This is a genomic window from Bacteroides sp. 14(A), assembly GCF_000526555.1.
Taxonomy (GTDB): domain Bacteria; phylum Bacteroidota; class Bacteroidia; order Bacteroidales; family Bacteroidaceae; genus Bacteroides; species Bacteroides cellulosilyticus.
In genome coordinates this window covers 67,769-81,401 of the sequence record NZ_JAGH01000002.1, presented here as the reverse complement: position 1 = coordinate 81,401, position 13,633 = coordinate 67,769, and the positions used below count along the sequence as shown (strand labels likewise).

Annotated in this window: 11 protein-coding genes; 8 read left to right on the top strand and 3 right to left on the bottom strand. The window is 43.6% G+C overall.

The features are described from left to right. Positions 1-15 precede the first annotated feature (15 nt). Together K429_RS0108215 and K429_RS0108210 are read left to right on the top strand one after the other, a co-directional pair. Positions 16-1,887, top strand: coding sequence for an alpha-L-fucosidase (locus K429_RS0108215; RefSeq protein WP_026366589.1), 1,872 nt, complete (start codon positions 16-18; stop codon positions 1,885-1,887). 4 nt (positions 1,888-1,891) lie between these two features. Continuing rightward, positions 1,892-4,312 carry a sulfatase-like hydrolase/transferase gene (locus K429_RS0108210; RefSeq protein ID WP_026366588.1) on the top strand — a complete coding sequence of 807 codons (2,421 nt, stop codon included), beginning with the start codon at positions 1,892-1,894 and terminating at the stop codon, positions 4,310-4,312. Positions 4,313-4,536: 224 nt separating this feature from the next. Here the strand turns inward: K429_RS0108210 and K429_RS0108205 are convergent, their stop codons facing one another. Together K429_RS0108205 and K429_RS0108200 are read right to left on the bottom strand one after the other, a co-directional pair. Beyond that, positions 4,537-5,043, bottom strand: coding sequence for an RNA polymerase sigma factor (locus K429_RS0108205; protein WP_022208469.1), 507 nt, complete (start codon positions 5,041-5,043; stop codon positions 4,537-4,539). A 268-nt stretch (positions 5,044-5,311) separates the two neighbouring features. Further along, complete coding sequence (locus K429_RS0108200; RefSeq protein ID WP_007216924.1) at positions 5,312-5,815, bottom strand: RNA polymerase sigma factor; 504 nt, start codon at positions 5,813-5,815, stop codon at positions 5,312-5,314. Between the two features lie 231 nt (positions 5,816-6,046). On the opposite strand from K429_RS0108200, the gene K429_RS0108195 reads away from it, so the two are divergent. Together K429_RS0108195 and K429_RS0108190 are read left to right on the top strand one after the other, a co-directional pair. Continuing rightward, positions 6,047-6,865 carry a 1-acyl-sn-glycerol-3-phosphate acyltransferase gene (locus K429_RS0108195; protein ID WP_007210816.1) on the top strand — a complete coding sequence of 273 codons (819 nt, stop codon included), beginning with the start codon at positions 6,047-6,049 and terminating at the stop codon, positions 6,863-6,865. Positions 6,866-6,902: 37 nt separating this feature from the next. Continuing rightward, positions 6,903-7,889 carry a GNAT family N-acetyltransferase gene (locus K429_RS0108190; protein WP_007210815.1) on the top strand — a complete coding sequence of 329 codons (987 nt, stop codon included), beginning with the start codon at positions 6,903-6,905 and terminating at the stop codon, positions 7,887-7,889. A gap of 21 nt (positions 7,890-7,910) precedes the next feature. On the opposite strand, the gene K429_RS0108185 is transcribed toward K429_RS0108190, so the two are convergent. Then, positions 7,911-9,236 carry a deoxyguanosinetriphosphate triphosphohydrolase gene (locus tag K429_RS0108185; protein ID WP_026366587.1) on the bottom strand — a complete coding sequence of 442 codons (1,326 nt, stop codon included), beginning with the start codon at positions 9,234-9,236 and terminating at the stop codon, positions 7,911-7,913. 217 nt (positions 9,237-9,453) lie between these two features. Here K429_RS0108185 and dut point away from each other — a divergent pair, with 217 nt between their 5' ends. The 4 genes from dut to K429_RS0108165 all read left to right on the top strand — a co-directional run bounded on the left by dut (position 9,454) and on the right by K429_RS0108165 (position 13,608). Then, positions 9,454-9,888 carry a dUTP diphosphatase gene (dut, locus tag K429_RS0108180; RefSeq protein ID WP_007210811.1) on the top strand — a complete coding sequence of 145 codons (435 nt, stop codon included), beginning with the start codon at positions 9,454-9,456 and terminating at the stop codon, positions 9,886-9,888. A 65-nt stretch (positions 9,889-9,953) separates the two neighbouring features. Then, positions 9,954-11,705 carry a tetratricopeptide repeat protein gene (locus K429_RS0108175; RefSeq protein WP_081750900.1) on the top strand — a complete coding sequence of 584 codons (1,752 nt, stop codon included), beginning with the start codon at positions 9,954-9,956 and terminating at the stop codon, positions 11,703-11,705. Continuing rightward, a complete protein-coding gene (locus K429_RS0108170; protein WP_026366585.1) occupies positions 11,702-12,298 on the top strand; it encodes a DUF4292 domain-containing protein in 597 nt (198 codons plus the stop codon). Before K429_RS0108175 ends, K429_RS0108170 begins: the two co-directional genes overlap by 4 nt. Beyond that, on the top strand, positions 12,295-13,608 hold the full coding sequence (locus K429_RS0108165) for a murein hydrolase activator EnvC (protein ID WP_022208473.1): 1,314 nt from the start codon (positions 12,295-12,297) through the stop codon (positions 13,606-13,608). The genes K429_RS0108170 and K429_RS0108165 overlap by 4 nt, the downstream gene beginning before the upstream one ends. Positions 13,609-13,633: the final 25 nt, after the last annotated feature.

Below are 13,633 nucleotides of genomic sequence, written 5' to 3'. Positions count from 1 at the left end.
ATAACATAAGATAGCATGAAAAAACTGATTCTAACTACAGTTCTCAGTCTTACAATCCTTTCCGGATTGCAGGCACAAGAGACTTATTATGAAAAGCACGTTGCTTTTCCCGCTGGTGCTACAGTTGCGGAAAAGATAGAAATGGCTTCACGCCTTGTACCCACTCCCCAACAACTGGAGTGGCAGCGTATGGAACTGACCGCTTTCCTGCATTTCGGTGTAAATACTTTCACCGGACGAGAGTGGGGAGATGGTACTGAAGATCCTGCCATCTTTAATCCTACCTCGCTGGATTGCGAACAATGGGTGCGGACTCTTAAAGAATCCGGTTTCAAGATGGCCATCATCACTGCCAAACATCACGATGGCTTCTGTCTCTGGCCTACCAAAACGACCCGTCACTCCGTAGCCTCTTCTTCCTGGAAAGATGGAAAGGGAGACGTGGTACGTGAACTGCGGGATGCTTGCAAGAAGTATGGCATCAAGTTTGGAATTTACCTCTCCCCTTGGGATCGTAATGCCTCTTGCTATGGTGATTCTCCTGCCTACAATCAGTTCTTCATCGAGCAACTGACTGAATTACTCACCAATTACGGTGAAGTCCATGAAGTGTGGTTTGACGGTGCCAACGGTGAAGGTCCTAACGGTAAAAAACAAATCTATGACTGGGATGCCATATTGAGAACCATTCGTCGCCTGCAACCTAAAGCAGTTACTGCTATTATGGGTGATGACGTTCGTTGGGTAGGCAATGAAAAAGGTATCGGTCGTGAAACAGAATGGAGTGCTACAGCTCTGACTCCGGGTATCTATCCCCGTTCCGGCGAACAGAATAAAGAATTGGGTATCTTCGGCAAGGCAAAGGACTTAGGCGGACGTGATATAGTGGCTCGTGCTACCGAACTTTTCTGGTATCCTTCTGAGGTGGATGTTTCCATCCGTCCGGGTTGGTTTTATCATGCCGATCAGGACAAGCAAGTGAAGACTTTAAATCATCTGACGGATATTTATTTCAAGTCAGTAGGCTATAATTCCGTTCTTTTATTGAATATTCCGCCCGACCTTCGTGGGTTGATTAATGAAAATGATGTGCAGAGGCTGAAAGAATTTTCCAGTTATTTAAAGAAAACATTTGCCCGTAATTATGTGCTGAAAGGAAACGAGGCATGGCATGGAACTTCCGGTACAGTCCGCCAATATGATATACAGAAAGATGCGTTGGTGAATGCTTTCATGATTCAGGAAGATATCTCCAAAGGACAACGTATTGAAAGTTTCCTTGTAGAAGCGTATAAAGATGGTTCCTGGATTCATATGGCAGAAGGCACAACAGTAGGATATAAACGTCTTGTACGTTTCTCTGATACTCGTCCGGAGCGCATTCGTGTAACCATTCGCTCTGCCCGTGGTGTGGCTAATGTTACTACGGTCGGTCTTTTCTATGCAGAACCTCTTGCAGATAAGAATGAAGAAATACAACTCAGCGATGTACCTGTCGATGGATGGCAGGTGGTTGGTGGCAATGCAGATTCCCGTAAGGCTATTGATGGGGACCGGAAAACGGTTTGGCGTGCTTCCGCACTTACGCCATTGGTTGTTGATATGGGGGATAAAGTGGAAGTAAGTGGCTTTAGTTATGCTCCTTCCATAGGAGAGGATTTGACGGGAACTATCTATAAATATGCTTTCTATGTGAGCCTTGACGGACAGTCGTGGACTAAATGTGAGGCAAGTGGTGAATTCAGTAATATCATGCACAATCCTGTGCCTTACTTTGTACGGTTTGGCAAAACATATCCTGCCCGTTATTTCAAGCTGGAACCATTGTCGGAGATAAATAATAAAAATGTTGTAACGGTCGGTGAAGTCGGTATCCTGAAAAAGTAGTGTTATGAAGAATTCGATACTCTCTATAGCCGCTATGGCATTGCTTTCAGGTAATGCCATAGCTCAGCAAAAGCCTAATATTATTCTTTTTCTGGTGGATGACATGGGATGGCAAGATACTTCCTTACCGTTTTGGAATGATACCACCGAGCTGAATCATATTTATGAAACGCCTAATATGGAGCGTCTGGCAAAGAAAGGGGTCAGGTTTACGCACGCTTATGCATGCCCCATCAGTTCCCCTTCACGTGTCAGCTTATTTACGGGAGCAAACGCCGCCCAACATAAAGTAACGAACTGGACGTTGAAGAAAGATACACCGACCGACCGGAAAAATGAGATGCTGGATTTTGAGGCATGGAATTATAATGGTCTGTGTCCTGAACCCGGGTTGGAACATTCTTTTTATGCAAAGTGCCTGCCACAATTGCTTCGTGAAAACGGATATACTACCATGATGGTAGGTAAAGCTCATTTCGGTTCGATAGATACACCTGCTGCGAATCCATTGGCTATTGGCTTCGATTATAACATAGCCGGTCATGCAGCCGGTGCTATGGGCAGCTATCTGGGAGAAGAAGGATATGGTGCTTCCGGCAAGCCGGAATGGGCAGCGATATGGGCTGTGCCCGATTTGGAAAAGTATCATGGAACAGATACTTTTCTTACTGAGGCTTTGACGTTGGAGGCAAAAGGGCTTATGGATAAGGCTCTTGACCAGTCTAAACCTTTTTTCCTCTATATGAGTCATTATGCCGTGCATGCGCCTTTCGGGACAGATAAACGCTTCTATCAGAAGTATATGGATAAAGGGCTTCCGCATAAAGAGGCGCAGTATGCTGCCTTGGTGGAGGGCATGGACAAGAGCTTGGGAGATTTGATGGACTATGTAGACCGGAAAGGCATTGCAGATCATACAGTTATTATTTTCATGTCGGATAATGGTGGCTATACAATAGGCCGCGCGGATAAAAATGCTCCATTGAGTGAAGGAAAAGGTTCCTTGAAAGAAGGAGGAATTCGCGAACCGATGATCGTCTATTATCCGAATGTAACGTCCCCCTCAACTATGAATGATACACCAGTCATTATTGAAGATTTCTTTCCGACTCTGTTGGAGATAGCTGGAGTACATGATTATCAGACACCACAGCAGATTGACGGGCAGAGCTTTATGGCACAGGTGAAGGGACAGACTGGAGAAAAAGAACGTGCTTTATTTTTCCATTATCCGAATAATTGGGGTGAGAGAATACAAACGATTGGTGCTCCACAAAGTGCCGTTGTGAAAGGTGACTGGAAATTAATTCATTATTACGAAACCGGCAGCAGTTGTCTATACAACTTGAACGATGATATTTCCGAACAGCATGATTTGTCTGCATGTTATCCGGATAAAGTGAAGGAGCTGGCTAAAGTTTTGAGTGACTATCTGCGAGCTCAACATGCCACTATGCCTATTCTGAAAACTACCGGCAAGTTTGTTCCCTATCCCGATGGAGAAGACGTAGAGAGGGTATTGCCGAAAGATGATGAAACATTGGTGTATGACAATCCGGGGGATGCCCTGCACTTGAAGAAGGGCGATATGCATCCTAAAATGAAAGGATGGTCTTTTTATACAGCCCATGAGTTTAATGATAAAGATACGAAAAAGGGACTGCCGCTTGGCTTTGTAGAACATAGAGGCTTGCACATGTCACGTACGGCAAAGGTCGATAACCGGAAATGTTCAAAAGTAGAGGATGGAGTTTTGCGCATCTGGAGTGTAGAGGAGAAAGACTCGATAGATAACCGTTTCGGTAAGAAAGTGAAGTATTCTCACGGTTGTTATCGCACCTCACTTCCCGGTAATAAGGAGTTCTGGTGTAACTTTACTGAAAATATGCGTATTGAGATACGTTTCAAACGTACTCCTTATGTAGGTTTCAATGATGCCCTCTGGTTTATGGGAAACAATAACCGTCCCTGGCCGAAGAATGGTGAGATCGATCTTTTGGAGAATCCCAAGAAGACATTGAACGATTGTGCTCATTTCACGCTTCATTCCGAAAATCACTATGCCGGTGTCATAGGCGGTGGTGGTAGTGTCACTTCCTCCATCAATCTTGCCAATATGTCTCAATGGAATATCTATTGGCTGGAATGGTATCCCGACCGCATTGTAGGAGGTGTCAACGGACAAGTCTATTTTGAACACCACAAAGGGGCTGATGGCAATACTGACTGGCCTTGGAGTGATCCGCTGGGCTTCTTCCTGATTTTCAGTACGGGTATCTCGACGAACCCGAATGCTTGGCCTGGTGCTATCATTCCTTCCGAATGGAAAAAAGATGCTAAACCTGCCATGTACATCGACTGGATACGTGTTTATACGAATCGAGATTATAAAGGTGAAAATCCTCCTGCTCCGAAATATTATTAGTCAAATATCCACCTACACCGTACCCGAGTCATACTTGCTCCGTACAGAGGTACTTCTGACTGAAGAATGTACGGAGAAACTACGGTTCGGATATGGTTCGGGTATGGAGCGAGGGGATATAAAGAAAGGGCAGACTGGATATTGTTCCGGTCTGCCCATATTCTCTCTAACACAACTAAAAATTTATACTATATATCGGTTTTGCAGATTTTTTTTAAAATCTCCTAAACAAAATCCTTCAGTTCTTGTTGTAACTTCTGTCGGGTGAAGAAGATACGGCTTTTCACTGTTCCGAGTGGTAATCCCAGCTTCTCTGCAATTTCGCGGTATTTGAAACCGGATACATGCATGGAGAATGGAATTTTATATTCACGGGGTAATGCATTTACTATACGATGCATCTCTTTCAAGTCGTATGCGCTTTCCGTGCATTCAAAGCCGGATTCTTGCGGTAAGTTGAGATGATAGAGATTTTCTGTCTGATCTACGAAAGTCTGGTCGCGAACCACCTTGCGGTAGTTGTTGATAAAGATATTGCGCATGATGGTATACATCCATCCTTTGAAATTAGTATCAGGTGCATATTTATCTTCGTTATCTAACGCCTTTAGAGAGGTTTCCTGGAGTAGGTCATTTGCTTCTTCGTGGTCTGAGGTTAATTTGTATGCGAAGCGTAATAAATCGTCTTGTACCCCGATCAATTCTTTCTGGAATGTAATACTGTTGTTCATAATCATTTCTCCTTTTCAATAGTTATTGTTTTGCCTTTTGACTTTGCAATTTTACGAAAGTTATCTTATTCTGATAGACGGATTTCAGGCAATATTTGGGGGGAAAACTATCAATTGATAGTTTTTAGGTGGTGTTTTGATAGTTTTCGGGTGGTCGGAAAGTGCTCATGCAAGTAGTCTCTGACCTCTTCATGAACACTTTTTCATATCTGAACGTTATCGGTTTAGGTTGTATAGGGTAATAACTGTTTTTATCCTGCAACACAGATTATCTGAAGTCTTTCAGTTCCTGTTGCAACTTCTGGCGTGTAAAGAATATACGGCTCTTTACTGTTCCTAAGGGTAATCCCAGTTTTTCTGCAATCTCGCGGTATTTGAAACCGGATACATGCATAGAGAATGGAATCTTATATTCGCGTGGCAGTGCATTTACAACACGGTGCATCTCTTTCAAGTCATAGGCGCTTTCGGTACTTTGAAATCCGGACTCCTGAGGCAGATTGAGGTGATAAAGATTATCAGTCTGATCTACGAAGGTCTGGTCGCGAACCAGCTTCCGATAGTTGTTTATAAAGATATTGCGCATGATGGTGTACATCCATCCTTTGAAGTTAGTGTCGGGCATGTATTTATCTTCATTATCTAATGCCTTTAGAGAGGTTTCCTGGAGTAAGTCGTTAGCTTCTTCACGGTCGGAGGTTAGTTTATATGCAAAACGTAATAAATCGTCTTGTACTCCGAGCAAATCCTTTTGAAATGTAATACTGTTCATATCGTTCTCCTTTTTTATTATAATTATTCGTTTGTTTGACTTTTGATGTTGCAATTTTACGAAAGTTCCCTAACTCTGACGGACGCATTTTGAGCAATCTTTAGGGCAAAAACTATCAATTGATAGTTTTTGGGTGCCTTTTGTTTGTTTTTGGGTGCAGTTTTCACCAATTTTATTGCGTATAATTAAAAAGATGAGTTAATTTTGCGCAATCATTTCATCTTAAAAAGAATGGCTGACGACTCTTTATTTTTGATTGATATTGATAAAGTGCTCCGGGAAAAGGCTCCGAAGTACTATAAGTATATCCCCAAATTCGTGGTTTCTTATCTGAAAAGAATCGTTCATCAGGAAGAACTGAATGTTTTCCTGCGCGAGTCGAAGGATAAGGTAGGTGTAGACTTCTTAAAAGCCTGCCTGGAATTTCTGGATGCCAATATTGTAGTGAAGGGAGAAGAGAATCTACCGACTGAAGGATTGTATACCTTTGTCTCTAATCATCCGTTGGGAGGCCAGGATGGTGTGGCTTTGGGATATGTGTTGGGTAGTTTCTATAAAGGTAAGGTGAAGTATATGGTGAATGACCTGCTGATGAATCTGCAAGGATTAGCTCCTCTTTGTATACCTATTAATAAGACAGGAAAACAGGCAAAAGATTTTCCGAGAATGGTGGAAGCGGGCTTTGCATCGAATGATCAGTTGATTATGTTCCCTGCCGGATTGTGCTCCCGACGTCAGAATGGAGTGATCCGTGATCTGGATTGGAAGAAGACCTTTATCGTAAAGAGTGTGCAGGCACAACGCGACGTTGTCCCCATTCATTTTGAAGGCCGGAATTCGAACTTTTTTTATAATTTGGCTAACGTCTGCAAATTTTTGGGCATCAAAATTAACATAGCCATGCTCTACCTTGCCGACGAGATGTTAAAGAACCGTCATAAAACGTTTACTGTTACCATCGGGAAACCTATTTCCTGGCAGACTTTTGATAAATCAAAAACTCCTGCCGAGTGGGCGGCTTACGTAAAAGATATCGTTTATAAATTATAGAACTTAGTTTTAATAAGAGAACTACTAACAAAAAAATATGGAAGAGATTATTGAACCTATTAGTAAGGAACTTCTGAAAGCGGAACTGACCGAAGAGAAGCGTCTGCGTATGACGAATAAGAGCCATAATCAGATTTATATCATTACAGCTCAGGATTCTCCGAATATTATGAAAGAAATCGGGCGTTTACGCGAGATTGCTTTCCGTGCAGCAGGTGGAGGTACAGGACAACCGCTGGATATCGATGAATACGATATCATGGATAATCCCTACAAACAGCTGATTGTCTGGAACCCTGAAGCAGAAGAAATATTAGGTGGTTATCGTTATATCCTTGGTACGGACGTTCGGTTCGATGAACAGGGTGCCCCTATTCTGGCTACAGCCCACATGTTCAATTTCTCTGAAAAGTTCCTGAAAGAGTACCTTCCCACTACAATTGAGTTAGGACGTTCATTTGTTACGGTAGAGTATCAGTCCACCCGTGCCGGTAGCAAAGGCTTGTTTGCGCTGGATAACCTATGGGATGGTTTGGGTGCGTTAACGGTAGTTATGCCGAATGTGAAGTATTTTTTCGGTAAAGTGACTATGTATCCGAGCTATCATCGTCAGGGACGCGACATGATTCTTTATTTCTTGAAGAAGCACTTTGAGGATAAAGATAATCTGATTACTCCGATGAAACCGCTTGAAATGGAAGCTAAAGAGGCCGATTTGGCTGCTTTGTTTTGTAAGAAGACATTTAAGGAGGACTATAAGATACTGAATTGCGAGATACGTAAGTTAGGCTATAATATTCCGCCGTTGGTAAATGCTTATATGAGTTTGAGTCCGACGATGCGTATGTTCGGTACTGCCATTAACTATGGTTTTGGCGATGTGGAAGAAACGGGAATTCTGATTGCTGTGGATGAAATTCTGGCAGAAAAGCGTATCCGCCATATCCAGTCATTCATCGAGAATGAGCCGGAGGCTTGCAAACTTACCTCCGGAGCTAATAAAGTGTTCTTTCCGAGTAGATGATAATTGTGCCTGAAGCACAACTTATACTGCCGGCAAACTGTTTCCGTTGATCTTTCTATAGAGATCAAGTGCATAAACGTCTGTCATGCCGGAGATATAATCCAATACCGCCTGTATTCTTTCGTAGAGTACGGGCGCTTTTATATTGTATTGGCCGGATACCCGGTTGATGAGCAACTGTGAATAAGCTTTTTCCGGTGAGCAGACGGCATCGATCATCAGATCGAGCAAAGTACTGATGATGCGGAAACCGGCAAGTTCGATGTCCAGTACATCACGCGAGCGATAGATTTTCTTTAACGAAATATCTGCACTGTGCTTATAAGCACCGGCTGGCAATTCGGAAATATGCTTGATGAGGCTTCCTTCAAATTCCCCCTTTAATATCTTTTCCTCATTATTCAGAAAGGCCTGGGTACATTCTTGGATGAGCAGTCCTATGACGCAGGAACGCAGATAGGCAATCTGCTCATTGACATCGCTGACAAGCTTCAGTGTTTTGAGCATATGCATTTTACGTTCTTCAGGAAAATAGGAAAGAAGTAAATCTTGTGTTTCCTGTGTGGTAAGTATCTTCAGCTTGTGGGCATCTTCAATATCCATCATCTGATAGCAAATGTCATCTGCCGCCTCTACCAGGTAAACCAACGGATGACGGGCATATTTCAGTGGGGTTTCATTCAGCTTTTTCATACCCAGTTCTTCAGCTATCCGGTGGAAACTATCTTCCTCCGTGGTGAAGAAGCCGAACTTTGATTTCTTACCAGCTAAACTCGATGAAAAGGGGTATTTTACGATGCTGGCCAGGGTGGAATAGGTTAATACGAATCCTCCTTTGCGTCTTCCTTCAAACTGATGGGTAAGCAATCTGAAAGCATTGGCATTTCCTTCGAAGTGTATCAGGTCCTCCCACTGCTCTGCGGACAGTTGTCCTTTTAGAGGCATACCTTTTCCTTCGGAGAAGAAAGTGGAGATGGCTCGTTCTCCGGAGTGACCGAAGGGAGGATTCCCCAAGTCGTGTGCCAGGCAGGCTGCCGATACGATAGACCCAATTTCGGGTAAATACGAATCTTTCAATTCAGGCTGACGGGTAAGAATGGCTTTAGCGACATCATTTCCCAATGAACGGCCTACGCAGGAAACTTCCAGACTATGCGTTAGGCGGTTGTGTACGAAGATACTACCCGGCAAGGGAAAAACTTGTGTTTTGTTCTGTAAGCGGCGGAAGGGGGCGGAGAAGACGAGACGGTCATAATCCCGCTGAAATTCCGAACGGTTTTCGTGACGCTCCTGGTGAAACTCTTCAAGCCCGAAGCGTTTGGCAGATATGAGGGTGTTCCAATTCATGGCGATAATTACGAATTATGAATTACGAATTATGAATTACAAATTATAAATGGCAAAAAAAGAGGGGACATTTGCCCTTTGTTATTATTTAACTGCAAATGTATCACTATTTTGCTTTAAAAGCTGTATTTTCGCCCAATTAAAAAAGAAGAACTGCTATTAAATACTGAAATAGCGGCAGTTCGTAATTTATAATTCGTAATTTGTAATTAATGTCATGAACGTACAAATCATTAATAAATCGAAACATCCGCTTCCGGCTTATGCCACCGAATTGTCCGCAGGAATGGATATCCGTGCTAATCTTTCAGAACCTATTTCTTTAGCTCCAATGCAGCGTTGCCTGGTGCCTACAGGATTATATATTGCCCTGCCACCGGGGTTTGAGGCACAAGTGCGCCCTCGCAGTGGTCTTGCTATCAAGAAAGGTATCACGGTGCTGAATTCTCCGGGAACGATTGATGCCGATTATCGTGGAGAGGTTTGTATTATCCTTGTAAATCTTTCATCGGAGACTTTTGTGATAGAAGACGGAGAACGCATTGCGCAGATGGTAATAGCACGCCACGAACAAGCTACATGGCAGGAAGTGGAAGTGCTGGATGATACGGAGCGTGGTGCAGGCGGCTTCGGTCATACAGGAAAGAGTTGAGGAATTAAAAATCAAAGAATTTAAAAACTAAAAGGGGCTGAGTTCTACTAACTGACTGAATGAAAATGAAATTTAAAATAGTATCTCTTTTCGTATTGTGCGCGATACTTATATCGTGTGGTACTTCCCGTCAGGGAGGAAAAAAACAGCGGAAAGGAACCAAGGCGCAGGTTGTGCTTACGCCCGAGCAACAGCGTAAATACGATTACTTCTTCCTGGAAGCTTCCCGCTTGAAGATGAAAGACGATTATAGTGCTGCCTTTGACTTATTGCAGCATTGTCTGACCATTAATCCGAATGCTTCATCGGCTTTGTACGAGATTTCGCAGTACTATATGTACCTTAAACAAGTTCCGCAAGGACAGGCAGCATTGGAAAAGGCTGTGGAAAATGATCCGGATAATTATTGGTATAGCCAGGGATTGGCCAGCTTATATCAGCAACAGAATGAGATGCAGAAAGCCACGAATCTGCTGGAAAACATGGCAACTCGTTTCTCGGATAGGATGGATCCTCTGTACAGCTTGTTGGATATATACAACCGTCTGGAAGAGTACGATAATGTGATTACCACCTTGAATCGTTTGGAAGAAAAGATGGGAAAGAACGAGCAACTCAGTATGGAGAAATTTCGTATCTATTTACAGAAGAAGGATAATCAGAGCGCTTTCCGTGAGATAGAGAGTCTGGTGGAAGAGTATCCGATGGATATGCGATATCAGGTGATACTGGGTGATGTTTATATGCAGAACGACAAGAAGGACGAAGCCTATAACATATACAAGAAAGTGCTTGCCACCGAACCGGATAATGCCATGGCGATGTATTCATTGGCCTCTTATTACGAACAAACCGGACAGAAAGAACTCTACGAGCAACAACTGGATACCCTTTTACTGAATAAGAAAGTGCCTTCTGATACAAAGTTGAACGTGATGCGTCAGTTTGTGGTTGAAAATGAACGGGCAGGTAGAGACAGTACCCGCGTGATCAATCTTTTTGACCGTATTATGGAACAAGATCAGGATGATGCACAGATGCCGATGCTTTATGCCCAATATCTTCTTGCCAAGAAAATGAATAAAGAGACCATGCCCGTACTGGAACGAGTGCTGGACATTGATCCGACGAATACGGCTGCCCGTATGACACTTCTCGGTGAAGCAATACGGAAAGAAGATTATAAAGAAGTAATCCGTCTTTGCGAGGCCGGTATCGAGTCTAATCCCGATATGCTGGAGTTCTATTTCTATCTTTCCATAGCCTATAATCAGGCTGACCGCACTGACGATGCACTTGCCATTTGCAAGAAAGGATTGGAAAATATCCCGGAAAAGAGTGATAAAGAATTCGTTTCTAACTTTTATGCCATCATGGGCGATTTCTATCACACAAAGAAAATGAATACGGAAGCCTATGCGGCTTATGATTCTGCATTGGTTTACAATTCGGCAAATCTGGGAGCATTGAATAATTATGCCTATTATCTCTCGCTGGAACGTCGTGATCTGGACAAAGCGGAGGAAATGAGTTATAAAACGGTGAAATCCGAACCGAAGAACCCCACTTATCTGGATACCTACGCCTGGATTCTGTTTGAGAAAGGCAACTATGCCGAAGCCCGCCTCTACATAGACGATGCAATAAAGAATGATAAAGACCAAAGTGATACCATTCTTGAACATGGGGGTGATATCTATTATATGACCGGTGATGTGGATGGTGCTTTGAAGTATTGGAAGCAAGCTCAGGAAGTGGGTAGTGAGTCCAAGACATTGAAAAAGAAGATCGAGAAAAAGAAATATATACCCGAATGAGAACGTTACACAGCAAATACAGAACGGTAGGCAGTATTCGTATGCTGCCTCTCATGCTTCTCCTGACCCTGGTAGTAGGTCTTTCCGGTTGTAAGACTTCCCGGAAAGTGACTTCTTCGTTGGGAGAACCGCGCTTTTTATCTTCTAAAGTACAGTTGACCATTCCTAACAAGGGAGGCACAATTACAGTGAACGGTACCATGAAGCTTGTAAGCGGTGAACGTATGCAGCTTTCCCTTCTGATGCCTATCCTCCGCAGTGAAGTGGCACGATTGGAGATTACTCCCGACGATGTGTTGGTAGTGGACCGCATGGGAAAACGTTATGTACAGGCTACCCGTAAGGAATTGAAAGACGTTTTGCCCAAGAAGGCCGACTTTGCCCATTTGGAGAAGATGCTTTTTGAGGCTGCCAAACCCGGTGGCAAAGCTTCTTTGACAGGTAAGGAGTTGGGGATTCCTTCTTTGGAGAAAGGAAAAATCGTTCTCACCGACTTTTCGGACAAAGAGATATCGCTGACTCCGACTCAGGTGTCTTCCAGATATACTAAGGTTGAATGGACTGAACTTTTAGAGATGCTGGCTAAGTTATGAGACAGTTTCTTTGTATTTTCATAAGTTGTTTTTGTCTGGCTCTGCCACTTTGTGCCCAATCCAACAAGATGATTAAGGAGTTGGAAAGTAAACGGGGCGCTTTGCAAAAGCAGATAGCCGAGTCGGAAACACTTCTGAATACTACAAAGAAAGATGTCGGTAGCCAGTTGAATGGTCTTGCCGCCCTTACCGGGCAGATTGAGGAACGAAAACGGTATATCCTCGCCATTAATAATGATATGGAGACTATAGATCGTGAACTTTCCAAACTGGAACGTCAGTTAGTCCGCCTCGAAAATGATCTGAAGGATAAGAAGAAGAAATATGAGTCTTCAGTTCAATATCTGTATAAGAACCGTTCCGTCCAAGACAAACTTTTGTTTATTCTTTCCGCCAAAACATTATCGCAAACTTATCGCCGTTTGCGCTATGTGCGTGAGTATGCCGACTATCAGCGCCTGCAAGGCGAAGAGATTCTGAAGAAACAAGAGCAGGTCAATCAAAAGAAGACAGAACTTCAACAGGTAAAGAAAGCCAAAGCCAGTTTGCTGAAAGAGCGTGAAGTGGAAAAAGAAAAGTTGGAAAACCAGGAGAAGGAGAAGAAAACCTTAGTTGCCAATTTACAGAAGAAGCAGCGTGGGCTGCAAAATGAGTTGAACAAGAAGCGTAGGGAAGCCGACCAGCTGAATGCGCGTATTGATCGCCTGATAGCCGAAGAAATTGAGAAAGCCCGTAAACGTGCTGCGGAAGAGGCGCGTAAAGAAGCGGCTGCCCGCAAAAAGGCTGCTGCAAAAGAAACGAAACCGGCTGCAACTTCTTCTTCCGAAGCAGCCATCGCCAAGAAAGCGGCACCTCTCGAAACCTATACGATGGATAAGGCAGACCGGGAATTGTCCGGTAGCTTTGTCAACAACCGTGGTAAATTGCCAATACCTATTACCGGACCGTATATCATCACCAGCCGCTACGGTCAGTATTCCGTAGAGGGGCTTCGCAATGTGAAACTGGATAATAAAGGGATAGACATTCAAGGTAAGCCCGGTGCACAGGCGCGTGCTATCTTCGACGGAAAGGTAGCTGCTGTTTTCCAACTGAACGGACTTTTCAATATTCTTATCCGCCATGGAAACTATATTTCCGTTTATTGTAACCTGGCTTCTGCTTCAGTGAAGACGGGGGATACTGTTACTACCCGGCAAGCCCTCGGACAAGTATTTTCGGATGGTGCGGACAATGGACGTACGGTGCTTCACTTCCAGTTGCGCAAAGAAAAGGAGAAACTGAATCCGGAACCGTGGTTGAACCGCTGAGTCAAGTCTTCTTTGTGCTGTATTA